Consider the following 24,125-nt stretch of genomic DNA (forward strand, 5'->3'; position numbering starts at 1 on the left):
CCTGTCCAGCAACCCAGTGCCTGAAGTGCCTTGCGATCGAGCAATTCTGCCTCCTGACCTCCATAAAGTCAGGCATCAGGTTACGCAATCGCTCTCCAAGGCTCCACGGTTTCCTGCGATGAACCAAAAAAAAGCCCGTATCACGAGGATACGGGCGTACCGGATACTTTTGCTGTTGCCACGCTGTGCTCATGGCAACGTTGTGACTCGTCGCATGCGGCGCAGTTCCCGGCGGCGGGCATTTTCTTTGGCGAAATCCTGAAATTGGCAGGACTACGGATGACGCGGTGCGTCCAACGGCTGCGAGCCGGTGCGCGCGCGCGCATTGCTGGCGATGTCGCCGCGCAGGTCTCCGCGCGGCACGGTCTGCCGACTGGGCGGGTTGGCGGGCGGCGGCTGGCGGAGCGTGTTCCGGTGGTCCTGCTGGCGATGGGGCGGCTTCGCGCGATCGTCGGCGTGGGCTGGAGCGGACAACGCCAGGGAAATGACAATGCCGCATGCAACGAGCAGTGACATTGGTTTCATGGCGGGGCTCCCTTCAAGCCGTCGACGCGGCCTGTTGATATGTCGCTAAGGTAAGCGTGGGAGTGCAGGCTTGCTGTAAATATTGGTAAATAGATGTATCGCGGTGCGACAGCGGTAATCGACGGCAACGCGGGCGTCGCGAACAGGCCGCGTCGCAGAATGAAACCGGGCGGCCGAAGCCGCCCGATCGAGCATTCGTTACGCCATCTTGACGGGCGCGCGCCAGGATTCCGGATTGGTCCAGAATGCGCCGCGCAGCCGGTCGCGGCTCGGCGGTGCGGGCGGCTTCGCAGCGCTTGCACCGATGCGCCCGCGCAGGGAGATCTGCCGGCCGCTCGTGCCGAGTCGCTTCACGATTTCGGCGAGCGTGCCGTCCGCCTGCCATTCGTCGAAGCGACGGCGGCAAGTCGGCGGCGACGGATAGCGGCCCGGCAGCTTCGACCAGCCTTCGCCCGTCGACAGCACCCACAGCACGGCGTTCACCACCGAGCGGGCTTCCACGCGGGGGCGGCCGCGCCGCTCACTCCGTGCGGGTTCCGAGCAAAACAGACCCTCGACCAGCGCCCACTCGTTATCTCTCAAATCGTCGAACAGCATCATGTCCTCACCTCAGCGAAGCTAACTCCGGTGCGCTGCCCTGCGCCGCGCACTCTTCAAGCACTCGATCGTCGAGTGCCGGGTGGGGGCGTCCGGTTGGCCGGCAGCGGCGTTTCTGCTCTTCCGTCCGACGAAACCTGCGCCCTGTGCGCCAGGTTATGCACGAAGCGTGCCATGTCGGAGGTAATTCCCTCGAGAGCCGCTTGGCAGCGAGCTAACGGCTAAGTCAGCTAGGGGCGTATAAGACGCCAAAATAACCCGCCAGCAAATCGGGACAATCACCAATCTTGTGCAGTTCGCCCGCGCCACGTGCGTTCGCGTATGTATTGCACCGCAGCGAAACATGTGAGGCGGGTGCCTGATTCGCACATCGAGGCCGGATTCGCGCATTAAAATCGCGCATCGATATCGCCGATTGATGAGGTCAGGAAATGAACGTCACGCTGCGCCAGCTTCGCGTCTTCATCGAGGTCGCGCGGCTCAAGAGCTTCAGTCGCGCGGGCGACGAAATCGGGCTCACGCAGTCCGCGGTCAGCCGCTGCGTGCGCGAGCTCGAGGCCGAGCTCGGGTTGAAGCTGATCGACCGCACGACGCGCGACGTGCAGTTGACCGATGTCGGTGCGAACCTGATCGCGAGCGTGTCTCGTCTGCTCGACGATCTCGACGACACGCTGCGCGAGATTCGTGAGATCGGCGAGCAGCGCCGGGGGCGCGTGATCGTCGCGGCCAGCCCGACGATCGCATGCCGGCTGATGCCGCGCGTGGTCGCGTCGTGCGAGCGCCAGTTCCCGTTCGTGACGCTGGGCTTGCGCGACGACGTGCAGAGCGACGTCTTGCGCAAGGTGAAGTCGAGCGAGGTTGATTTCGGCGTCGTGATCGGGCCGCTCACGATTGCCGATCTCGTCTGCGAGCCGCTGATGACCGATTCGTTCTGCCTTGTCGCGCGCGCCGACCATCCGCTCGCGGCGCGTGCCGAGGTGCCCTGGACGGCGCTGGACGGCGAGCGCCTCGTGCTCCTCGATCATGCGTCGGGAAGCCGGCCGCTGATCGATGCGGCGCTGGCCGCCCATCGCGTCAACGCGACGGTCATGCAGGAGCTAGGGCATTCGGCGACCGTGTTCGGGCTCGTCGAGGCCGGCGTCGGTGTGAGCGTGCAGCCGTGGCTGTCGCTGCCGCTACCTGCCGGCTCGACGCTCGTCGCGCGGCCGCTCACGCCGCGCACCGAACGCACGGTCGAGCTGGTGCGCCGCCGCGACAGGTCGTTGTCGCCGGCTGCGCAGGCGATCTGGGAACTCGTGCGGCAGATGCCGGCGAGGGCGGAGGACCTCGACTGACGCGCACCGAGGCACGCCGGTACACTACGCGGATCGTGTTCCTTGAAGGTGGTTCTCGATGGCGCATTACGATGATTCTCTTCCGGTGGCCAGCGCGCCCGCGGCGCGCGACGCGGTGCACGCGTTGCGTCCGTCGCTGATCCGGGAAGTGGCAAACGCCGGCTTTGGTGTGCCGGGCATGCTGCCGTTCTGGTTCGGCGAATCCGACCGCGTAACGCCGGACTTCATCCGCGATGCCGCTGCGGCGGCGCTGCGCGATGGCGAAACCTTCTACACACACAACCTCGGTACCGCGCCGCTGCGCGACGCGATTGCGGCCTACGTCAGCGCCCGTCACGGTGCGACGGCGGCCGACACCGTGGCCGTGACGAGTTCGGGCGTGAGCGCGCTGATGCTGGCCGCACAGATGCTGGTCGGTCCGGGCGAGCGCGTCGTCGCGGTTACGCCGCTGTGGCCGAATCTCGTCGAGATTCCGAAGATTCTCGGGGCGCAGGTCGAATGCGTGCCGCTCGGCTATGGCGATGCGGGCTGGCAGCTCGATATCGGGCGGCTGCTTGCGGCGCTGACGCCCGATACGCGGGTGTTGCTGATCAATTCGCCGAACAATCCGACCGGCTGGACGATGTCGCGCGACGACCAGCAAGCCGTGCTCGCCCATTGCCGCCACCACGGCATCTGGCTGGTTGCCGACGAGGTGTACGAGCGGCTCGCGTTCGGCGTGGGCGGCGCGCCATCGTTCCTCGACATCGCGTCGCGCGACGAACGGGTCGTCGTCGTGAATTCATTTTCGAAGGCGTGGGCGATGACGGGCTGGCGCCTGGGATGGCTCATCGCGCCGGCGACGGTGATGGGTGATCTGTCGAAGCTCGTCGAATACAACACGTCGTGTGCGCCAGGTTTCGTGCAGGCCGCGGGTGAAGTCGCGCTGCGCGATGGCGAGCCGTTCGTGCGGTCGTTCGTCGCGGCGCTGCGCGACGCGCGCGATCACCTGGTTGCCGCGCTGCGCACCCTGCCGGGTGTCGAGGTGCCGCCACCGCCGGGCGCGATGTACCTGTTCCTGCGCCTGCCGGGCGCGGCCGACAGCCTGGCGTTCTGCAAGACGCTGGTGCGCGACGCGGGGCTCGGCCTTGCGCCCGGCCGCGCCTTCGGTCCGGAGGGGGAGGGGTTCGTGCGCTGGTGCTACGCGTGCGATCCGGCACGACTCGACGCGGGCGTCGAGCGGCTGCGCCGGTTCCTCGAGCGCGGAGCGGGCGCCCGCTGAAGCGGGGCCGGAGCGGAATCGGCGCGCTGGCGGCAACCCGTTCGGCTCATCTTTACGCACCGGGCAATTTTGCGTAATATGGCGCTCAGTCACGCGGTTCCGTCGTTGAGCCGTGCTGTTCCGTCCGGTTTGGGCCTGACCTGAAGTTGGTTCGCCGCCCCCGGTTCGTGCTCCCATCAATATGACCGATCAGAATCGGGCGAGCGCGTCTTCCGTTCATTTCGTCTGTTTATTGATCCGGTTCGTTTGACCACAGGGTCTGGCCTAGCTGCATGAATACCCAAGAGGCGAAGATCGTCCTCGAGACTGCTTTGATCTGCGCGCAGGAACCGCTGAAGCTCGGCGATTTGCGCAAGCTCTTTGCCGACGGCGTGTCGGCTGACACGGTCCGCACGTTGCTCGAAGATCTGAAACAGGATTGGTCCGGCCGCGGCGTCGAACTGGTGGCGCTGGCGACCGGATGGCGCTTCCAGAGCAAGCCGGCGATGCGTCACTATCTGGATCGCCTGCATCCCGAGAAGCCGCCGAAATATTCGCGCGCGGTGCTCGAAACGCTCGCGATCATCGCGTACCGGCAGCCCGTCACGCGCGGCGACATCGAAGAGATTCGCGGCGTCACGGTCAATACGCAGGTGGTCAAGCAACTCGAGGATCGGGGCTGGATCGAAGTGATCGGTCATCGCGACGTGCCGGGGCGCCCGGCGCTGTATGCGACGACCAAGCAGTTCCTCGACGACCTCGGCCTGAAGGCGCTCGACGACCTGCCTGCGCTCGAAGAGCCGGCAGCGAACATCGAGGCCGCGCTGCTGGCGCAGCAGGCAATGGATTTCGATGGGGACATGGCGATTGCCGAAGATGCAGCGGGCGACGCGCCGCAGGCGGGCGAGGCATCCGTCGACCAGTCGGCAGGATTGCCGGGTGGTTTCGCGGCGGACGTCGTGTCGACGCAGGAAATCGCGAGCCGCGATACGCTCGATGCTGATCGCGGGCAAACGGAACAATTGGAGCAGGCTGGTGCCGAAGCAGTGCCGGCCGGTGTGCAGCCCGAACCGCTGCGTGCGGATTGGAGCGAGGAAGATCGCAAGCCGGCTGCCGAAGCGGTTGCCGGAGACGGAGCGGAAGCGGCCGGCGACATGCCCGGCGAGGCTGGACAAGCCGACGCCCCCCGTTCCCGTCCTGCGGACGGCGAGATGCTGGACGACACGTCCGACAGTCTCGCCGATGCCGTACGAAGCGCCAGTGCACCCATCGGTGCCGACGCGCTGCCGGACGACGAAGCAGAACCTGAACAGCGTCGCGCCTGATCGCGGCCAACTTCTTGCCGCGCCCGCGCCGGGCGCGAGACCTGACATTTTGAGGTTGTTTTGACAGATATCCACGATATTGAGTCGTCCGCGCCTGCCGTGCAGGCAGCGCGTGCCGACGATGCACCGGAGCAGGGCGCTTCGGCCGAGGGTGGCGACGAGCGTCCCCGCCGCGGTCTGCGGCGAGGCCCGCGCAGCCTGATCGCGCGGCGTCGCGCGGCAGCCAAGTCGAAGGGCGCCGAAGGCGAGCCGCAGGGCGGTGAAGGTGCTGACGCGCAGCCGGCCGAAGCCGCTGAAGCGCAGCAGCCGGCGCGTGCGCCGCGCAAGGAAGGTGCGGCCAAGGGCGGCCGCAAGCCGGCCGGCAAGCGCGAGAGTGCGGCCAAGGCCCAGGGCGGCCAGGGTAGCCAGGGCCGTCGCGGCGGCGCATCGAAGACTGAAGGTGGCGCGGCGAAGGCGGAAGGCGACGCGTCCGAGGACGAACTGTTCGCCTACGTGACGTCCCCGGCATTCGACGCGGACAATTCCGCGGGCGGTAGCGGTGTACGAGCGCCGATGCTGCGTCGCGGCCGCAACCAGCAGCCGGCCAACAAGCGCGTGCTGTCGCCGGACGACGACGCGCCGAAGCTTCACAAGGTGCTGGCGGAGGCGGGCATGGGCTCGCGCCGCGAAATGGAAGAGTTGATTGTTGCCGGCCGCGTGTCGGTGAACGGCGAGCCCGCGCACATCGGGCAGCGCATCATGCCGACCGATCAGGTGCGGATCAACGGCAAGCCGGTCAAGCGCAAGCTGCCGAACAAGCCGCCGCGCGTGCTGCTGTACCACAAGCCGACTGGCGAGATCGTCAGCCACGCGGATCCGGAAGGCCGTCCGTCGGTGTTCGATCGCCTGCCGCCGATGAAGACGGCGAAATGGCTTGCGGTCGGCCGCCTCGACTTCAATACCGAAGGTCTGCTGATGCTGACGACTTCGGGCGACCTCGCGAACCGTTTCATGCATCCGCGCTACAGCGTCGAGCGCGAGTATGCGGTGCGCGTCGTCGGTGAGCTGGCGGAAGGGATGCGGCAGAAGTTGCTGCACGGCGTCGAGCTCGATGACGGTCCGGCGAATTTCCTGCGCATCCGCGATGGCGGCGGCGAAGGGACGAACCACTGGTATCACGTCGCGCTGGCCGAAGGCCGCAACCGCGAAGTGCGCCGGATGTTCGAGGCGGTCGGCCTGATGGTGAGCCGCCTGATCCGTACGCGTCACGGCCCGATCCCGCTGCCGCGCGGCCTGAAGCGCGGCCGCTGGGAAGAGCTCGACGACGCGCAAGTGCGCACGCTGATGGCGACCGTCGGCCTGAAGGCGCCGACCGAGGAGAAGGGCAAGCGCGGTGGTGCCGGCCAGACCGAGCGCCGCCAGCCCGATCCGATGGAGACGTCGATGGGTTTCATCGGTCGTGAGCCGGTGCTGACGACGCACGGGCAGCTTGACCAGCCGCGTCGCGGCGGCGGCCGTCGCGGCGCGCCGGGCCTGCCGGGCCTGAGCGGCTACGGCAGCCTGCCGGTTTCGCCGTCGGGCTACGGTAACCGTACCGGCGGTGGTCGTGATGGCAACCGGGGTACGGGCGGCCGCGACGGCAACCGCGCAGGCGGCGGCCGTGATGTCGACGGCAATCGCGCATCGTACGGCGCGGGCCCCAAGCGCGAAGGCGCGGGCGGCAAGCGCGGCGGCAGCAAGGGTGGCGGCAATCGCAATCCGAACGGCAATCGGGCTGAAGGCGCCGGCAGTGGCGGCGGTCCGCGCGGCGGCCAGCGCCCGCAGCGCAGCCGTACGCGCAGCCGCTAACCGCGCATTGGCGCGCGGCGGCGCAAAGCCGCCGGCGTGCCGGCCCGATCGGCATCCCGCCGATTTTGCCGGCACGGCGTATCGCGTTGATCGCTTTCGACTATATATATGTCGCGTGCCGCTGCATCGCAGCCGGCATGACCGATCTCCGGCCTGGCAGGATGGTGCTGGCTGATCGGATAACCCGATTTCGGATTTTTGGGTCGGTAAAGGCGGGCGACACGCTGCTTTTACCGGCTGGCTTGGCGTTTGCGCCAAAAATCGCTATAATCGCGGAGTCGCTGGGCGTACGGATTCAATGTGCGGCTCAGGTGCGACCACCAGTAAGAAGATGGGCGTTCCGCCCATTTTTTTTTGCTGAAACGGTTAGGCATCTCGGGTAGCGCTTCCTGCGCCGGCTAAGGCGCGCGCCCGCGGGTGTAATCGCGAGCGGCGGGCGCGAACACCTGAGAGGACACAGTGCAACTGACGGAACTGATAGAAACCACGGTCACCGGGCTCGGCTACGAGCTGGTGGATCTCGAGCGCACCGGGCGCGGCATGCTTTGCATCTATATCGATCAGCCTGCCGGCATCTCGCTCGAAGATTGCGAAAAGGTCACGCGTCAGCTCCAGCACGTCTTGACGGTCGAAAACATCGATTACGAACGGCTCGAAGTCTCGTCCCCGGGGCTCGACCGCCCGTTGAAGAAGCTGGCCGACTTCGAGCGCTTCGCTGGCAGCGAAGTTTCCGTGACCTTGAAAAAGCCGCTGGACGGGCGCAAGACGTACCGGGGCATTCTGCACGCGCCGAATGGCGAAACGATCGGTTTGGAATTTGAAGGGAAGAAGGGCGAGGCGGCCATGCTGGATTTCACGCTGGCCGATATCGACAAAGCCCGCCTGATTCCGCAAGTTGACTTTAGGAGCCGCAAATAATGAGTCGCGAAGTGTTGATGCTGGTGGATGCGCTGGCGCGCGAGAAAAACGTCGAAAAGGATGTAGTGCTGGGCGCCCTCGAGGCCGCGCTCGCATCTGCTTCCAAGAAGCTGTTCGACGAAGGCGCCGAAATCCGCGTCCATATCGATCGCGAAAGCGGCGAGCACGAAACCTTCCGTCGCTGGCTCGTCGTGCCCGACGAGGCGGGTTTGCAGGAGCCGGATCGCGAGATCCTGCTGTTCGAAGCACGTGAGCAGAAGCCCGACGTCGAAGTCGGCGAGTATGTCGAGGAACCCGTTCCGTCGATCGAATTCGGTCGCATCGGCGCGCAGGCCGCGAAGCAGGTGATCCTGCAGAAGGTGCGCGACGCTGAGCGCGAGCAGATCCTGAACGACTACCTCGAGCGTGGTGAAAAGATCATGACGGGTACGGTGAAGCGCCTCGACAAGGGCAACTTCATCGTCGAATCGGGCCGTGTCGAGGCGCTGCTGCGCCGCGATCAGCTGATCCCGAAGGAAAACCTGCGCGTGGGCGACCGCGTGCGCGCGTACATCGCGAAGGTCGACCGCACCGCGCGCGGCCCGCAGATCGAGCTGTCGCGTACGGCGCCCGAGTTCCTGATGAAGCTGTTCGAGATGGAAGTGCCGGAAATCGAGCAGGGCCTGCTCGAGATCAAGGCGGCTGCCCGCGACCCGGGCGTGCGCGCGAAGATCGGCGTCATCGCGTACGACAAGCGGATCGATCCGATCGGCACCTGCGTCGGCATCCGCGGTTCCCGCGTGCAGGCTGTGCGCAACGAGCTCGGTGGCGAAAACATCGACATCGTGCTATGGTCGGAGGATCCCGCCCAGTTCGTGATCGGCGCGCTCGCGCCGGCAGCCGTCCAGTCGATTGTCGTCGATGAAGAAAAGCACTCGATGGACGTCGTCGTCGACGAGAACGAGCTGGCTGTCGCGATCGGCCGCAGCGGTCAGAACGTTCGCCTTGCAGGCGAACTGACCGGCTGGCAGATCAACATCATGACGCCGGACGAGTCCGCCCTGAAGCAGGGTGAAGAGCGCGACCGGCTGCGTGCGCTGTTCATGGCGCGTCTCGACGTCGACGAAGAAGTTGCCGACATCCTGATTGACGAAGGCTTCACGAGCCTGGAAGAGATCGCCTACGTGCCGCTCAACGAAATGCTCGAAATCGAAGCGTTCGACGAGGACACCGTGCACGAACTGCGCAACCGCGCACGCGACGCGCTGTTGACGATGGCCATCGCGAACGAAGAAAAGGTCGAGAACGCAGCGCTGGATCTCAAGAGCCTCGACGGCATCACGCCGGAGTTGCTCGCGAAGCTGGCCGAACACGGCGTGCAGACGCGCGACGATCTCGCCGAGTTGGCTGTGGATGAACTGGTCGACATGACCGGGATGGAAGAGGATGCCGCTAAGGCGTTGATCATGAAAGCACGTGAACACTGGTTCCAGTGAGAAATGACCATGGCGCACTGATTTGATGGCGGCCGTATGGCCTGACCCGATGCTAACCGCAAGGAATCGGTCCTTGCACTAAGAGGAATGAATGGCGAGTAACAACGTAGCCCAATTTGCCGCGGAACTGAAAATGCCTGCTGGTGTGCTGCTCGAACAGCTGCAGGCAGCGGGCGTCCAGAAAGCGAGTGAAGACGATGCGCTGTCCGAAACGGACAAGGCGCGTCTGCTCGATCATTTGCGCAAGTCGCACGGCGCAACCGACGGCGACAAGCGCAAGATCACGCTGACCCGCAAGCATACGTCGGAGATCAAGCAATCTGACGCGACGGGCAAGGCTCGCACCATTCAGGTCGAGGTCCGCAAGAAGCGTACGTTCGTCAAGCGCGACGACGTGGCCGAAGGTGCGGAACAGGGTCAGGCACAGGTCGCCGAAGCGGACGACGATGCGGAACTGAAGCGTCGTGAAGAAGAAGCGCGCCGCGAGGCCGAGCTGCTCGAGAAGCAGGCGCAGGAACTGCGCGAGCGTCAAGAACGCCTCGAGCGCGACGAAGCGGAACGTCGTGCCCGTGAGGAAGCGGCTGAAGCCGAGCGCCGTCGCGCCGAGGAAGAAGCGGCAGCGAAGCGTGCCGCGGCCGAAGCTGCGGCGGCACAGCAGCAGGCAGCCGCGCAGCAGGCTGCTGCAGCCGAACAGGAAGCGGAGACTGCGCAATCGGCGCAATCCGCGCAGTCCGCGCAGGACGAAGCGCGCGCAGCCGCCGAACGTGCGGCGCAGCGCGAAGCGGCGAAGAAGGCTGAAGACGCTGCCCGCGAGGCGGCGAACAAGGCGCGCGCCGAGCAGGAAGAGATCAGCAAGCGTCGTGCGGCGGCAGAAGCCGAAGCGCGCGCGATTCGCGAAATGATGAACACGCCGCGCAAGGCCGTGGTCAAGGCAGTCGAGCCGCCGAAGCCGGTCGAACCGCCGAAGCCGGCCGAAGCGAAGGGCACGCTGCACAAGCCGGCAAAGCCGGAAGGTGCGCAGGCGCGTCCGGCCGTGAAGAAGCCGGCCGGTGCGGCACCGGCAACGACGCAAGCGCCGGCAGGCGCGGGCGACCGCAACAAGAAGCCGGGCGCAGGCAAGGGCGGCTGGCAGGACGATGCGTCGAAGCGCCGCGGCATCAAGACGCGCGGCGATTCAAGCGGCGGCGTCGACCGCGGCTGGCGCGGCGGCCCGAAGGGGCGCGGCCGTCATCAGGACAGCTCGACGTTCCAGGCGCCGACCGAACCGATCGTCCGTGAAGTGCACGTGCCGGAAACCGTGTCGGTTGCCGATCTCGCGCACAAGATGTCGATCAAGGCCTCCGAAGTCATCAAGGTGATGATGAAGATGGGCCAGATGGTCACGATCAACCAGGTGCTGGACCAGGAAACGGCGATGATCATCGTCGAGGAACTGGGCCACCGCGCGGTTGCCGCGAAGCTGGACGATCCGGAAGCACTGCTCGTCGAAGGCGAAACGGGTACCGATGCGGAGCAACTGCCGCGTCCGCCGGTCGTCACGGTCATGGGTCACGTCGACCACGGCAAGACCTCGCTGCTTGACCACATCCGCCGCGCGAAGGTTGCCGCTGGCGAAGCGGGCGGCATTACGCAGCACATCGGCGCTTATCACGTCGACACGCCGCGTGGCGTCATCACGTTCCTCGATACGCCGGGTCACGAAGCGTTCACGGCAATGCGTGCACGCGGCGCGAAGGCGACCGACATCGTGGTGCTGGTGGTGGCAGCCGACGACGGCGTGATGCCGCAGACGAAGGAAGCCATCGCCCATGCGAAGGCGGGTGGTGTGCCGATCGTCGTGGCGATCAACAAGATCGACAAGCCGGACGCGAACCTCGATCGCGTCAAGCAGGAACTGGTTGCGGAAGGCGTCGTGCCGGAAGAGTACGGTGGCGATTCGCCGTTCGTACCGGTGTCGGCCAAGACGGGCGCGGGTATCGACGATCTGCTCGAGAACGTGCTGCTGCAAGCCGAAGTGCTGGAGTTGAAGGCGCCGGTCGAAGCACCGGCCAAGGGCATCGTGATCGAAGCGAAGCTCGACAAGGGCAAAGGCCCGGTCGCGACGATCCTCGTGCAGTCCGGTACGCTGAACCGCGGCGACATCGTGCTGGCGGGTACGGCCTACGGCCGAGTGCGCGCAATGCTCGACGAGAACGGCAAGCCGGCGAAGGAAGCCGGCCCGTCGATCCCGGTCGAAATCCAGGGTCTGTCGGAAGTGCCGGGCGCGGGCGAAGAAGTGATCGTGCTGCCGGACGAGCGCAAGGCGCGTGAAATCGCCCTGTTCCGTCAAGGCAAGTTCCGCGACGTGAAGCTGGCGAAGCAGCAGGCCGCGAAGCTGGAAAGCATGCTCGAGCAGATGGGCGAAGGCGAAGTGCAGAACCTGCCGCTCATCATCAAGGCGGACGTGCAGGGCTCGCAGGAAGCGCTCGTGCAGTCGCTGCTCAAGCTGTCGACCGACGAAGTGCGCGTGCAGATCGTGCACAGCGCGGTGGGTGGCATCAGCGAAAACGACGTCAACCTCGCAACGGCATCGAAGGCTGTCATCATCGGCTTCAACACGCGTGCGGATGCACAGGCGCGCAAGCTGGCCGAGTCGAATGGCATCGATATCCGCTACTACAACATCATCTACGACGCAGTGGATGAGGTGAAGGCGGCAATGTCGGGCATGCTGGCGCCGGAGAAGCGCGAAGTCATCACCGGCATGGTCGAGGTGCGCCAGGTCTTCAAGGTGCCGAAGATCGGTGCGGTCGCCGGCTGTATGGTGACGGACGGTATCGTCAAGCGCTCGTCGTCGGTGCGCGTGCTGCGCAACAACGTCGTGATCTTCACGGGCGAACTCGAATCGCTGAAGCGTTTCAAGGACGACGTGAAGGAAGTGAAGCAAGGCTTCGAGTGCGGTATGTCGGTGAAGAACTTCAACGACATCGTCGAAGGCGACCAGTTCGAAGTCTTCGAAGTGACCGAAGTCGCGCGTACGCTGTAACCCTCGCGCATCGGCTCATGGGCGGGGCAGGCTTGGGCCTGTCCCGCCCATTTCATGGTGGCGTGCCAATACTGGCCGCCGCTTCATCCTGATAAACGGATCACGGATCGATCATGTCCAGGAAACGTACTTCCCCCAATCGCAACGTGCAGATCGCCGATCAGATTCAGCGCGATCTGTCCGAACTCATCATGCGCGAGGTCAAGGACCCGCGCGTCGGCATCGTGACCATCCAGAGCGTCGAACTCACGCCGGATTATGCGCACGCGAAGGTCTACTTCACCGCGTTGACCGGCGATCCGGCCAAGACGCAGGAAGCGCTGAATCACGCGTCGGGTCACTTGCACAACCTGTTGTTCAAGCGCCTGCACATCCATACGGTGCCGACGCTGCATTTCCACTACGACCAGACGATCGAAAAGGCCGTGGAAATGTCGCGCCTGATCAAGGAAGCGAACTCGACGCGCGCGAAGGACGACGAGGCCGACGCGGACACCAAGGACGACTGAGCTCGACCGGCCTATGACGACTGCAGCATCCCAACGTCCGCGCGTGCCCCGGCGCGTGCTGGACGGCGTCCTCCTGCTCGACAAGCCGATCGGCCTCTCGAGCAACGATGCGCTGATTCGCGCGAAGCGCCTGCTGCTCGCGAAAAAAGCCGGTCACACCGGCACGCTCGATCCACTGGCTACGGGTTTGCTGCCGCTGTGCTTCGGCGAGGCGACGAAGTTCTCGCAGGATCTGCTCGAAGCGGACAAGACTTACGAAGCGACGATGCGTCTCGGCCAGCGTACGGCCACCGGCGACGCGGAAGGCGAGGTGATCGACACGCGGCCCGTCGAATGCGATCGCGCGGCAGTGGAAGCCGCGCTCGTGCGATTCACCGGCGAGATCGTGCAGGTGCCGCCGATGTATTCGGCGCTCAAGCGCGATGGCAAGCCACTGTACGAATATGCGCGCGCGGGGCAAACCGTCGAGCGCGAGGGCCGCAATGTGACGATCCTCGCACTCGACCTGCTCGCGTGCGACCTGCCCGACGTGACGTTTCGCGTGACCTGCAGCAAGGGCACTTACGTGCGCACGCTGGCGGAGGATATCGGCGAGGCGCTCGGCTGCGGTGCGCATCTGACGATGCTGCGCCGCACGGGCGTCGGTGCGCTGACGCTCGAGCATGCGGTGACGCTCGAAGCGCTGACCGAGGCCGACGAAGCGTCGCGCGATGCGTGGCTCCAGCCGGTCGATGCGTTGCTGTCGACGTTTCCGCTGGTTCGCCTCGATGAAACGAGCGCGAAGCGGTTCCTGCACGGCCAGCGTCTGCCGCTGTCGGCGCTCGATCCGATCGATGCGGCCGAAGGCGGGCGCGTGCGCGTCTATGATGCGACTCGGTTGCTCGGCGTGGCCCGCAAGGCAAGCGGCGTACTGGCACCGGAGCGGCTCGTCGTCACGGCGGCCTGACGCATCCGCGCGAACGCGCTCCCGGCGGATTAAAAAAGCCCGGTCGAAGTCGACCGGGCTTTTTGTTTGCGTTCAGGCTGCGTGTTCAGTGTGCAGCCGATGCCGCGGCACCGGCATCGCCGCCACCTGAGCGCTCGGGTTTCGTGATCCAGATCAGCCCGATCAGCAGCACGAAGATCGCCGCCGAGATGTAGAACAGGTCGTTCACGCCGAGCTGCGCGGCCTGCTGCGTGGCCAGGTTGTTGATCAGCCCGTGCGCCTGGTCCTGCGTCAGTCCGAGGTTGCCCATCTGCGTGACGGCCTGGTTGAACGTCGGGTTGTAGACGTTCGTCTGCTCGACCAGTTGCGCATGATGGAGGTTGTTGCGATGGTCCCAGGCCGTCTGGAAGATCGAGGTGCCGATACCGCCGCACATGATCCGCACGAAGTTCGACAGGCCCGATGCCGCGGGAATGCGGTGGCCGGGCAGGCCGGACAGCGTGATCGATACCAGCGGGATGAAGAAGCCGGCCATCGCGATGCCCTGTACGAGCGTCGGCAGCGTCAGCGACCATTCGTCGACGCCTGTCGTGTAGCGCGACCGCATCCAGAAGCACAGCGCAAACGTCAGGAACGACGCCGTCGAGATAAAGCGCGGATCGGTGCGCGGCAGGTACTTCCCGGTGAGTGGCGACAGCAGGATCGCGAACAACCCGACCGGCGCCATCACGAGACCGGCGTCGGTCGCGGTGTAGCCGATCTGCGTCTGCAGCCACAGCGGCAACAGCACGAGGTTGCCGAAGTACAGGCCGTACCCGATCGACAGCGCGACCGTGCCGCCGGTGAAATTCCGCATGCGGAACAGCGACAGGTCGACGACCGGGTGCTCGGCGGTCAATTCCCAGATGACGAAGAAGGCGAACGCGATGACGGCGGTCAGCGCGAGCACGATGATGGTCGTCGACGCGAACCAGTCGAGATCCTTGCCCTTGTCGAGCATGACCTGCAGCGAGCCGACCCAGATGACCAGCAGCGCGAGGCCGACGCCGTCGATCGGTGCGAGGCGTATGGCCGACTCTCGATTGCGGTAGATCGTCCACGTCGCGGCGGCAGCGGCGATGCCGACCGGGATGTTGACGTAGAAGATCCATGGCCACGAGTAGTTGTCCGAGATCCAGCCGCCGAGGATCGGGCCGGCAACGGGCGCGATCAGCGTCGTCATCGCCCATAGCGCGAGCGCCATCGGCGCCTTGGCGCGCGGATAGCTCGACAGCAGGAGCGCTTGCGACAGCGGAATCATCGGGCCCGCAACCGCGCCTTGCAGCACGCGCGACGCCAGCAGGAACGGCAGGTTGGGCGAAAGCCCGCACATCCATGACGAGATCACGAACAGGATGATCGACGCGAGGAACAGGCGAACCTGCCCGAAGCGGTCGGTCAGCCAGCCGGTCAGTGGCACGGAGATCGCGTTCGCGACTGCGAACGACGTGATGACCCACGTGCCCTGGTCGGACGACACGCCGAGGTCGCCCGAGATGGTCGGGATCGCGACGTTCGCGATGGACGTGTCGAGCACGTTCATGAACACCGCGAGCGATACCGCGATCGTCCCGACCACGAGCTTCCCGCCCTGCAAGGGCGGGTGAGAGACAGGAGCCTGTGCCATGTCGGTTGTCTTTCCGGAGTCGGAACGGTTACATCATTTTCGCGACGGCGTTCGACTTCGCCGCGGCCGGCGCCGATGCGTTGCCGCCTGCGTTCTCGGCGATGACGCGGGCGATTTCGGCGTCGGCTTCGTCGCCGTACTTCGCGAACACGTTGGTCTCGTAGACGGTATTCGGTGCGTTAACGAGCTGGTCGCCGCGTTCGTCCTTGATGTCCACGTCGACCTGCATCGACAGGCCGATGCGCAGCGGGTGCTTGTCGAGATCCTTCGGATCGAGTTCGATCCGCACCGGCAGGCGCTGCACGACCTTGATCCAGTTACCCGTCGCGTTCTGCGCCGGCAGCAGCGAGAATGCCGAGCCCGTACCTGCCGAGAAGCCGACCACCTTGCCGTGGTAGACCGCCGACGAGCCGTAGATGTCGGCCGTCAGCTCGACCGGCTGGCCGATGCGCATGTGCTTGAGCTGGACTTCCTTGAAGTTGGCATCGACCCACACTGCGTTCAGCGGCACCACCGACATCAGCGGCGTGCCCGGCGACACGCGCTGGCCGACCTGCACCGAACGTTTCGCGACATAGCCGGTGACCGGCGCGGGCAGCACGTTACGCGCGTTCGCCAGGTACGCGTCGCGAACCTTCGCGGCCGCGGCCATCACGTTCGGATGTGATGCGATCGTCGTGTTCGCGGTCAGCGCGCGGTTCGACGCGAGCTGCTGCTGCGACGCGTCGAGCGAAGCCTGGGCGGCGCGTACGGCGTCGCGTGCGTGCGAGATTTCTTCCTGCGACACGGCGCCCGTCTGCGCGACGGCCATGCGGCGGCGGAGGTCGTCCTCGGCTTTCGACAGGTCGGACTGGCGCAGCGCGACTTGCGCGCGGTACTGGTCATCGTTGACGAACAGGCCGCGCACCTGGCGCACCGTCTGCGCGAGATTGGCTTCGGCCTGCTGCAGCGCGACCTGCGAGTCGGCCGGGTCGAGCACGACGAGCGGATCGCCGGCCTTGACCGTCTGCGTATCGTCGGCCTTCACCGCGATCACGGTGCCGGTGACCTGCGGCGTGATCTGCACGACGTTGCCGTTCACGTACGCGTCGTCGGTCCCTTCATGGAAGCGGGCGACGAGGAAGTAGTACAGGCCATACGCGATGGCCGCGATCACGATGACCGCGACAAGCAGCGTCATCATCCGTTTGCGCTTGCCGTTGTTCTGCGGCTGCGCGCTGGCGGCGTTTTGTTGGTCGCTCATGGCGATTTTCTCCGTCCGTTATTTCGAGTGTCTGCGTAGTGGTGGCGCCGGATCAGTTGGCGGCCTGTTTTGTCGGCTTGTCGGCATCGGGCGCGGCGAGCGGTGTGCCGGTCGCGTCGAACCCGCCACCCAGCGCCTTGATCAGCGCGAGCTGCATGTCGCGCCGGCGCATCTTCAGGTTGGTCACCGTCTGCTCCGATGCGAGGCGGTTGCTGTCCGCGGTCAGCACCTGCAGCTGCGGCGACAGGCCGGCCTTGTAGCGGATGACCGCGAGGTCATATGCGCGCGTCGATGCGTCGAGTGCGCGTTGCGCATCGCCCATCTGGCGATCGACCGCGCGGATCGACGCGACCTGCGTCGCGACGTCGTTCAGCGCGCTGATCAGCGTCTGGTTGTAGTTCGCCACCGACAGGTCGAAGTCCGCGTAGCGGCCCTTGAGCTGCGCGCGCAGCGCGCCGGCGTCGAAAATCGGCAGGTGGATCGCCGGCCCGAACTGCGCCTGGCGGCTCGCGAAGTTCAGGAATTTGCCCCAGCCGAACGCATCGAAGCCGAAGCCGGCCGCGAGGTTCACGTCGGGATAGAACTCGGCCTTCGCTTCCTTCACGTCGTGCATCGCGGCTTCGACCTGCCAGCGCGCGGCGACGATGTCGGGGCGCCGCGCGACGAGATCGGCCGGCAGGTTGCCGGGCAGTGCGACTTCGCCGTTCGGGTTCAGCACGGGCGCCGCGATCTGCAGCCCGCGATCCGGGCCCTTGCCGAGCAGTGCCGCGAGCTGGTAGCGCACCGTCGTGATCTGGCCGTCGAGATCGGACAGCGAAGCCTGGGTCGTCGCGATATTGCCGCGGGCCGTCTGGCGTTCGACGTTGGTGTCGAGGCCGGCTGAAACGCGGCCGTCGGTGATCTTGCCGACCGTCTCGCGGTTGGTGATCTCGCGTTGGGCGATATCGCGCAGCGCATAGAGTTGCGCGAGCGAGTTGTAGGTGCGTGCGACCGACGACGCGAGCGTGATGCGTGCCTGCTGCATGTCGGCTTCGGCCGCCTTTTCCTGCGACACGGCGGTGTGCAGACGTTCGCGGTTCTTGCCCCACAGGTCGAGTTCCCACGACGCGCTCGCAAGCGCGTTGTTCTCGCTGTACCACTGGCCGCCGTACGGGGGCGGGAACAACGCGTTCCCCGAATACAGCTCGCGCGTCCACGAATAGCTGGCTTCCGCCTTCGGCATCAGGTTCGAGCGCGACGATTCAATATACGACGACGCCTTTGCGATGCGCGCCTGCGCCTGCGCGATCGACGGACTGCCCTGCAGGGCTTCGTCGATCAGCTTCGGCAACTGCGGATCACCGAACTGGCCGGCCCAGTCGAGCGCGGGCCACTGGCCGCCCTGGGCCGGCAGGCTCTGGGCGGATTCGAATTGCGACGCGGGGGCGATCTGCTTGTCGCTCTTGATGCCGATGTAATTCGCGCAGCCCGCCAGCGCCAGTGCGGCGACCGCGGCGGCAACGGCGGCGCGGCACGACCCGGCGCGCACGGACAACGGGGAGGATTTCATCGCGCTGATCCCTGACTCGGAATGAATGATGGACACTGCAAGGATTTCCTTACATTAATCTGTCAAAAGTAATTGTTATGGCAACTATTACGTGATGCTGCCGCCGGCAGTCTCGCAATAGTTGCTGAGAATGCGGCGCAGCATGCTCTTCAGGAACCCGACTTCTTCCGGCGTAAACCCGTCCAGCACCTGGTCGAGCACGCTGCGGAAAATCGGCGGGAGCCGTTCGGCGAGCGCACGGCCTTCGTCGGTCAGCTCGAGTCGCACGACACGCCGATCCTCGATGCTGCGGACGCGGGACAGCAGCCCGCGCTTCTCGACCCGGTCGAGCAGGCGCGTGACCGCGCTCGCGTCGATCCCGTACTCGCGCGCGAGCTCGGCGGCCGTCGAGCACTTGCCGACCGCGATCATGAACAGCATGCTCGCCTGCGTGCCCGTGATGCCGAGCTCTTCCTGCGTGCGTTGCGTGACGAGGTTGGTCATCACCGACTTCACGCGCGACATCAGATAACCGACGCTGTCGTTCATCTGATACGACGACAGCGGCGAAACGGGTGGTTGGGTAGAAGAATCCGACATAAAACCCTGAAGCTGCAATAGTTGACTAGGCAGCAGTATAGGCACAGTTGCTTGCCGCGGCAAATGTTAATCGAACGGCAAAGGGCGCGCTTCGTGTCGCCGAAATCCCTTGTCGTGGTAAGGTTTTTTGCGCTCGCCGACGACGCGGGCTTCGACCGATTGGCGTGTTCGAGGGGAGGGCTTGCCGGCCGGCCGATTGCGTTGCAACGACCTCGTCAGCTCTCGACATTCTCACGTGCTATAATTTGTGGCTTTCCAAGCTGCAATGCGCGCGCCCGTGAAAAAACGAGCGGGCGCTTTTGCGCGTTCAAACGATTTCCAGGTTTCTATGACCCGCGCCCTTCGCAATATCGCCATCATCGCCCACGTCGACCACGGCAAGACTACGCTCGTCGACCAACTGCTCCGCCAGTCCGGCACCTTCCGCGAGAACCAGCAGATTGCGGAGCGGGTGATGGACTCGAACGACATCGAAAAAGAGCGCGGGATCACGATTCTCGCGAAGAACTGCGCGGTCGAGTACGAGGGCACGCACATCAACATCGTCGATACGCCGGGGCACGCGGACTTCGGCGGCGAGGTCGAGCGTGTGCTGTCGATGGTCGACTCGGTGCTGCTGCTCGTCGACGCGGTCGAGGGCCCGATGCCGCAGACGCGCTTCGTCACGAAGAAGGCGCTCGCGCTCGGCCTGAAGCCGATCGTCGTCGTCAACAAGATCGATCGTCCGGGCGCGCGGATCGACTGGGTCATCAACCAGACCTTCGACCTGTTCGACAAGCTCGGCGCAACCGAAGAGCAGCTCGACTTCCCGATCGTCTACGCGTCGGGCCTGAACGGCTACGCGTCGCTCGACCCGGCCGCGCGCGAAGGTGACATGCGTCCGCTGTTCGAGGCGATCCTCGAGCACGTGCCGGTCCGTCCGGCGGATCCGGACGCGCCGCTGCAGCTGCAGATCACGTCGCTCGACTATTCGACGTACGTCGGCCGGATCGGCGTCGGCCGCATCACGCGCGGTCGCATCAAGCCGGGCCAGCCCGTCGCGATGCGCTTCGGCCCGGAAGGCGACGTGCTGAACCGCAAGATCAACCAGGTGCTGTCGTTCACGGGCCTCGAGCGCGTGCAGGTCGAAACGGCCGAAGCGGGCGACATCGTGCTGATCAACGGTATTGAAGACGTCGGCATCGGTGCGACGATCTGCGCGGTGGATGCGCCGGAAGCGCTGCCGATGATCACCGTCGACGAGCCGACGCTGACGATGAACTTCCTCGTCAACTCGTCGCCGCTCGCCGGCCGCGAAGGCAAGTTCGTCACGAGCCGCCAGATCCGCGACCGCCTGATGAAGGAACTGAACCACAACGTCGCGCTGCGCGTGAAGGACACCGGCGACGAAACGGTGTTCGAGGTGTCGGGTCGTGGCGAGCTGCACCTGACGATTCTCGTCGAGAACATGCGTCGCGAAGGCTATGAGCTGGCCGTGTCGCGTCCGCGCGTCGTGATGCAGGAAATCGACGGCGTGCGGCACGAGCCGTACGAACTGCTGACCGTCGACGTCGAGGACGAGCATCAGGGTGGCGTGATGGAAGAGCTCGGCCGCCGCAAGGGCGAGATGCTCGACATGGCGTCGGACGGCCGCGGCCGCACGCGTCTGGAGTACAAGATCTCGGCGCGTGGCCTGATCGGCTTCCAGAGCGAATTCCTGACGCTCACGCGTGGCACGGGCCTGATGAGCCACATCTTCGACTCGTACGCACCGGTCAAGGACGGTTCTGTCTTCGAGCGCCGCAACGGCGTGTTGATCTCGCAGGACGACGGCGCCGCCGTGGCCTACGCACTGTGGAAGCTGCAGGATCGCGGCCGCATGTTCGTGAAGCCGGGCGATGCGCTCTATGAGGGCATGATCATCGGCATCCACAGCCGTGACAACGACCTTGTCGTGAACCCGATCAAGGGCAAGCAGCTGACCAACGTGCGCGCGTCGGGTACCGACGAAGCCGTGCGCCTCGTGCCGCCGGTCCAGATGTCGCTCGAGTACGCGGTCGAATTCATCGACGACGACGAGCTCGTCGAAGTGACGCCGCAGTCGATCCGCCTGCGCAAGCGCTTCCTGAAGGAGCACGAGCGTCGCCGCGCGAGCCGCGAAGGCGCGGTCGACTGAGCGTTCGAACGTTCCCGATCGTGACGGAAAAGGCTGCCCTCGGGGCGGCCTTTTTTGCATCTGCGCGATGTGCAATCGGGCTGCCTGCAAAACACTGTTCCTGCGGGGTGTGGCAATCCGGCAAAACCCCGTCGCGCGGTGCTTTCAGGCACATTTCACGGTGAACTTCGGTATCGGTTCTGTGATATGCTGCGCGCACGCAAGTTTTAGGTCCTTCCAAGCAAGACTTGATTCGCAATCCGCTAAACGGTCAGGCCGTGTCGCGGAAGGTTGAGTAACCCGCTATTTCTCGAGAAGCTCGAAGAAAGGTGAGCGTAAAATGTCAGATGTAATGAAGCAGTTTCAGCTGAACTCCTATCTGTTCGGCGGCAATGCTTCGTACGTTGAAGAACTGTACGATGCATACCTCAACAATCCGGCGTCAGTGCCAGAGAACTGGCGAGAGTATTTCGACGCGCTGCAGAATGTGCCTGCAACGGACGGTTCGAATGCCAATGACGTCGCCCACTTTCCGATCGTCGAATCGTTTGCCGAGCGTGCGAAGGCCAATGCCTTCATTCCGCGCGAAAGCAGCACCAATCTTGCTGCGGCGCGCAAGCAAGTTCACGTGCAGTCCCTCATCAGCGCTTATCGCTTCCTTGGCTCGCAATGGGCCAATCTGGATCCCCTGAAGCGCCGCGAACGTCCCGCCATTCCCGAACTCGAACCCGCGTTCTACGACTTCTCCGAAGGCGACCTCGACCAGACATACAGCGCGAGCAACCTGTATTTCGGTTTCGACCAGGCTTCGCTGCGCGATATCGTCAAGGGGCTGCGCGACACGTATTGCGGCACGATCGGCGCCGAATACATGTACATCAGCGACCCGGAGCAGAAGCGCTGGTGGCAGGAGCGCCTGGAGTCGACCCGCGCGACGCCGAACTTCTCGGCAGACGAGAAGAAGCACATCCTGAATCGCCTGACGGCCGCGGAAGGCCTCGAGCGTTACCTGCATACCAAGTACGTCGGCCAGAAGCGCTTCTCGCTCGAAGGCGGCGAAAGCTTCATCGCGTCGATGGACGAAGTCGTCCAGCACGCGGGCAAGCGCGGCGTGCAGGAAATCATCATCGGCATGGCCCACCGTGGCCGTCTGAACGTGCTGGTCAACACGCTGGGCAAGATGCCGGCCGACCTGTTCGCCGAATTCGAAGGCAAGCACGTCGACGACCTGCCGGCAGGTGACGTGAAGTACCACAAGGGCTTCTCGTCGGACGTGTCGACGGAAGGCGGCCCGGTCCACCTGTCGCTCGCGTTCAACCCGTCGCACCTCGAAATCGTGAACCCGGTGGTCGAAGGTTCCGCGAAGGCACGGATGGACCGTCGCGGCGACGAAGACGGCCTGCAAGTGCTGCCGGTGCAGATCCACGGCGACGCGGCCTTCGCTGGCCAGGGCGTCGTGATGGAAACGCTGAACCTCGCGCAGACGCGCGGTTACGGCACGCACGGCACGCTGCACATCGTCATCAACAACCAGATCGGCTTCACGACGTCCGACCCGCGCGACGCGCGCTCGACGCTGTACTGTACCGACGTCGTCAAGATGATCGAGGCGCCGGTGCTGCACGTGAACGGCGACGATCCGGAAGCCGTGATCCTCGCGACGCAGATCGCGATCGATTACCGGATGCAGTTCCACAAGGATGTCGTGATCGACATCGTCTGCTTCCGCAAGCTGGGTCACAACGAGCAGGACACGCCGGCGGTCACGCAGCCGCTGATGTACAAGAAGATCGCGCAGCACCCGGGCACCCGTGCGCTGTACGCCGAGAAGCTCGTGCAGCAGGGCGTGATCACCGCGGAAGACGCCGACAGCTACGTGAAGGCGTACCGCAAGGCGATGGACGACGGTCACCACACGGTCGACCCGGTCCTGTCGAACTACAAGAGCAAGTACGCGGTCGACTGGGTTCCGTTCCTGAACCGCAAGTGGACGGACGCAGCCGACACGGCCGTGCCGCTCGCCGAACTGAAGCGCCTCGGCGAACGCATCACGACGGTCCCGGAAAACTTCAAGGTTCACCCGCTCGTCGAGCGCGTGATCAACGACCGCCGCAACATGGCGCGCGGCGACCAGCCGCTCGACTGGGGCATGGGCGAGCACCTCGCGTTCGCGTCGCTCGTCGCATCGGGCTACTCGGTGCGCCTGACGGGCCAGGACTCGGGCCGCGGCACGTTCACGCACCGTCATGCGGTGCTGCACGACCAGAACCGCGAGCGCTGGAACGACGGCACGTACGTGCCGCTGCAGAACATCGCGGAAGGCCAGGCGAAGTTCACGGTGATCGACTCGGTGCTGTCGGAAGAAGCCGTGCTGGGCTTCGAATACGGTTACTCGACCGCCGAGCCGAACACGCTCGTGCTGTGGGAAGCGCAGTTCGGTGACTTCGTCAACGGCGCGCAGGTCGTGATCGACCAGTTCATCTCGTCGGGCGAAGTGAAGTGGGGCCGTGTGTCAGGTCTCACGATGCTGCTGCCGCACGGCTATGAAGGCCAGGGTCCGGAACACTCGTCCACGCGTATCGAGCGTTTCCTGCAACTGTGCGCGGATCACAACATGCAGGTCGTTCAACCGACGACGCCGGCGCAGATTTTCCACCTGCTGCGTCGCCAGATGATCCGCCTGTTCCGCAAGCCGCTGATCGTCGCGACGCCGAAGTCGCTGCTGCGTCACAAGGAAGCGGTATCGGACCTGTCGGAACTGGCGAAGGGTTCGTTCCAGCCGGTGCTGGGCGAAACCGACGGCGGCATCGACGCGAAGAAGGTCAAGCGCGTGCTGGCATGCTCGGGCCGCGTGTATTACGACCTCGTCGCACATCGCCGCGAAGCGAAGGCGAACGACGTCGCGATCATCCGTATCGAGCAGCTGTATCCGTTCGCGCACAAGCAGTTCGAAGCCGAAATGAAGAAGTACGAGAACGCGACTGAAGTGGTCTGGGTGCAGGACGAGCCGCAGAACCAAGGCCCCTGGTTCTACGTCGAGCACCATCTGAAGGAAGGCATGAAGGAAGGGCAGAAGCTGGCATACAGCGGCCGTCCGGCTTCGGCCTCGCCGGCGGTTGGCTACTACGCGAAGCACTACGAGCAGCAGAAGGCCCTCATCGAAGGTGCTTTCGGCCGCTTGAAGAGCGCATCGATCGCGAAATAACCGACGGAAGCGAAACGGGAAGGCGCAGTGCGCTTTCCCGTCTCTTTTG

At 65.0% G+C, this 24,125-nt stretch carries 16 protein-coding genes and 1 pseudogene; 11 read left to right on the forward strand and 6 right to left on the reverse strand.

All coding sequences use genetic code 11. The features are described 5' to 3' along the window. Positions 1-273: 273 nt before the first annotated feature. Together HAV18_RS32090 and HAV18_RS32095 are read right to left on the reverse strand one after the other, a co-directional pair. Positions 274-525 (reverse strand): hypothetical protein, encoded by a 252-nt coding sequence (locus tag HAV18_RS32090; RefSeq protein WP_166964051.1) that lies wholly within the window; start codon positions 523-525, stop codon positions 274-276. A 201-nt stretch (positions 526-726) separates the two neighbouring features. Further along, positions 727-1,122: pseudogene (locus HAV18_RS32095) on the reverse strand (transposase); the annotation flags it as partial. Between the two features lie 431 nt (positions 1,123-1,553). Between HAV18_RS32095 and HAV18_RS32100 the strand changes: the two are divergent. The 9 genes from HAV18_RS32100 (at position 1,554) to truB (ending at position 13,721) form a co-directional block, all read left to right on the forward strand. Beyond that, complete coding sequence (locus HAV18_RS32100; protein WP_166964054.1) at positions 1,554-2,456, forward strand: LysR family transcriptional regulator; 903 nt, start codon at positions 1,554-1,556, stop codon at positions 2,454-2,456. Between the two features lie 58 nt (positions 2,457-2,514). After that, a complete protein-coding gene (locus tag HAV18_RS32105) occupies positions 2,515-3,717 on the forward strand; it encodes a pyridoxal phosphate-dependent aminotransferase (RefSeq protein ID WP_166964055.1) in 1,203 nt (400 codons plus the stop codon). A gap of 272 nt (positions 3,718-3,989) precedes the next feature. Continuing rightward, the gene (gene scpB / locus HAV18_RS32110) at positions 3,990-5,021 is read left to right on the forward strand and encodes an SMC-Scp complex subunit ScpB (RefSeq protein WP_166964057.1); all 1,032 of its coding nucleotides are present in this window, start codon (positions 3,990-3,992) and stop codon (positions 5,019-5,021) included. Between the two features lie 60 nt (positions 5,022-5,081). Then, positions 5,082-6,848 (forward strand): 23S rRNA pseudouridine(2605) synthase RluB, encoded by a 1,767-nt coding sequence (rluB, locus tag HAV18_RS32115; protein ID WP_166964059.1) that lies wholly within the window; start codon positions 5,082-5,084, stop codon positions 6,846-6,848. A gap of 459 nt (positions 6,849-7,307) precedes the next feature. Further along, on the forward strand, positions 7,308-7,766 hold the full coding sequence (gene rimP, locus HAV18_RS32120; protein WP_011351796.1) for a ribosome maturation factor RimP: 459 nt from the start codon (positions 7,308-7,310) through the stop codon (positions 7,764-7,766). After that, positions 7,766-9,241 (forward strand): transcription termination factor NusA, encoded by a 1,476-nt coding sequence (gene nusA, locus HAV18_RS32125; protein ID WP_166964061.1) that lies wholly within the window; start codon positions 7,766-7,768, stop codon positions 9,239-9,241. Before rimP ends, nusA begins: the two co-directional genes overlap by 1 nt. Before the next feature lie 91 nt (positions 9,242-9,332). Then, positions 9,333-12,266, forward strand: a complete 2,934-nt coding sequence (infB, locus tag HAV18_RS32130) for a translation initiation factor IF-2 (RefSeq protein WP_166964063.1) — start codon at positions 9,333-9,335, stop codon at positions 12,264-12,266. A 113-nt stretch (positions 12,267-12,379) separates the two neighbouring features. Beyond that, entirely contained in the window at positions 12,380-12,775 is a 396-nt protein-coding gene (gene rbfA / locus HAV18_RS32135; RefSeq protein ID WP_166964065.1) for a 30S ribosome-binding factor RbfA, read from the forward strand. A gap of 13 nt (positions 12,776-12,788) precedes the next feature. After that, positions 12,789-13,721 (forward strand): tRNA pseudouridine(55) synthase TruB, encoded by a 933-nt coding sequence (truB, locus tag HAV18_RS32140; RefSeq protein ID WP_166964067.1) that lies wholly within the window; start codon positions 12,789-12,791, stop codon positions 13,719-13,721. Between the two features lie 85 nt (positions 13,722-13,806). Here the strand turns inward: truB and HAV18_RS32145 are convergent, their stop codons facing one another. The 4 genes from HAV18_RS32145 to HAV18_RS32160 form a co-directional block, all read right to left on the reverse strand. Next, a complete protein-coding gene (locus HAV18_RS32145) occupies positions 13,807-15,366 on the reverse strand; it encodes a DHA2 family efflux MFS transporter permease subunit (RefSeq protein ID WP_166964069.1) in 1,560 nt (519 codons plus the stop codon). A gap of 28 nt (positions 15,367-15,394) precedes the next feature. After that, on the reverse strand, positions 15,395-16,609 hold the full coding sequence (locus tag HAV18_RS32150) for an efflux RND transporter periplasmic adaptor subunit (protein ID WP_166964071.1): 1,215 nt from the start codon (positions 16,607-16,609) through the stop codon (positions 15,395-15,397). Positions 16,610-16,661: 52 nt separating this feature from the next. Next, positions 16,662-18,158, reverse strand: a complete 1,497-nt coding sequence (locus tag HAV18_RS32155; protein ID WP_166964073.1) for an efflux transporter outer membrane subunit — start codon at positions 18,156-18,158, stop codon at positions 16,662-16,664. Between the two features lie 87 nt (positions 18,159-18,245). Further along, the gene (locus HAV18_RS32160; protein ID WP_011351804.1) at positions 18,246-18,737 is read right to left on the reverse strand and encodes a MarR family winged helix-turn-helix transcriptional regulator; all 492 of its coding nucleotides are present in this window, start codon (positions 18,735-18,737) and stop codon (positions 18,246-18,248) included. A 328-nt stretch (positions 18,738-19,065) separates the two neighbouring features. Between HAV18_RS32160 and typA the strand changes: the two genes are divergently transcribed. Beyond that, a complete protein-coding gene (gene typA, locus HAV18_RS32165) occupies positions 19,066-20,892 on the forward strand; it encodes a translational GTPase TypA (RefSeq protein WP_166964075.1) in 1,827 nt (608 codons plus the stop codon). A gap of 319 nt (positions 20,893-21,211) precedes the next feature. Continuing rightward, a complete protein-coding gene (locus tag HAV18_RS32170; protein ID WP_166964077.1) occupies positions 21,212-24,076 on the forward strand; it encodes a 2-oxoglutarate dehydrogenase E1 component in 2,865 nt (954 codons plus the stop codon). Positions 24,077-24,125 lie beyond the last annotated feature (49 nt).

This window comes from Burkholderia sp. D-99 (assembly GCF_011605345.1).
In the GTDB taxonomy this organism is placed as follows: domain Bacteria; phylum Pseudomonadota; class Gammaproteobacteria; order Burkholderiales; family Burkholderiaceae; genus Burkholderia.

What these genes read in the sequence shown, in the direction of transcription:
- typA (WP_166964075.1), top strand. Translation starts at nt 19,066, where the DNA reads ATGACCCGCGCCCTTCGCAATATCGCCATCATCGCCCACGTCGACCAC.
- HAV18_RS32150 (WP_166964071.1), bottom strand. Translation starts at nt 16,609, where the DNA reads ATGAGCGACCAACAAAACGCCGCCAGCGCGCAGCCGCAGAACAACGGC.
- HAV18_RS32155 (WP_166964073.1), bottom strand. Translation starts at nt 18,158, where the DNA reads ATGAAATCCTCCCCGTTGTCCGTGCGCGCCGGGTCGTGCCGCGCCGCC.
- nusA (WP_166964061.1), top strand. Translation starts at nt 7,766, where the DNA reads ATGAGTCGCGAAGTGTTGATGCTGGTGGATGCGCTGGCGCGCGAGAAA.
- infB (WP_166964063.1), top strand. Translation starts at nt 9,333, where the DNA reads ATGGCGAGTAACAACGTAGCCCAATTTGCCGCGGAACTGAAAATGCCT.
- HAV18_RS32105 (WP_166964055.1), top strand. Translation starts at nt 2,515, where the DNA reads ATGGCGCATTACGATGATTCTCTTCCGGTGGCCAGCGCGCCCGCGGCG.
- scpB (WP_166964057.1), top strand. Translation starts at nt 3,990, where the DNA reads ATGAATACCCAAGAGGCGAAGATCGTCCTCGAGACTGCTTTGATCTGC.
- truB (WP_166964067.1), top strand. Translation starts at nt 12,789, where the DNA reads ATGACGACTGCAGCATCCCAACGTCCGCGCGTGCCCCGGCGCGTGCTG.
- HAV18_RS32160 (WP_011351804.1), bottom strand. Translation starts at nt 18,737, where the DNA reads ATGTCGGATTCTTCTACCCAACCACCCGTTTCGCCGCTGTCGTCGTAT.
- HAV18_RS32100 (WP_166964054.1), top strand. Translation starts at nt 1,554, where the DNA reads ATGAACGTCACGCTGCGCCAGCTTCGCGTCTTCATCGAGGTCGCGCGG.
- HAV18_RS32170 (WP_166964077.1), top strand. Translation starts at nt 21,212, where the DNA reads ATGTCAGATGTAATGAAGCAGTTTCAGCTGAACTCCTATCTGTTCGGC.
- HAV18_RS32145 (WP_166964069.1), bottom strand. Translation starts at nt 15,366, where the DNA reads ATGGCACAGGCTCCTGTCTCTCACCCGCCCTTGCAGGGCGGGAAGCTC.
- rbfA (WP_166964065.1), top strand. Translation starts at nt 12,380, where the DNA reads ATGTCCAGGAAACGTACTTCCCCCAATCGCAACGTGCAGATCGCCGAT.
- HAV18_RS32090 (WP_166964051.1), bottom strand. Translation starts at nt 525, where the DNA reads ATGAAACCAATGTCACTGCTCGTTGCATGCGGCATTGTCATTTCCCTG.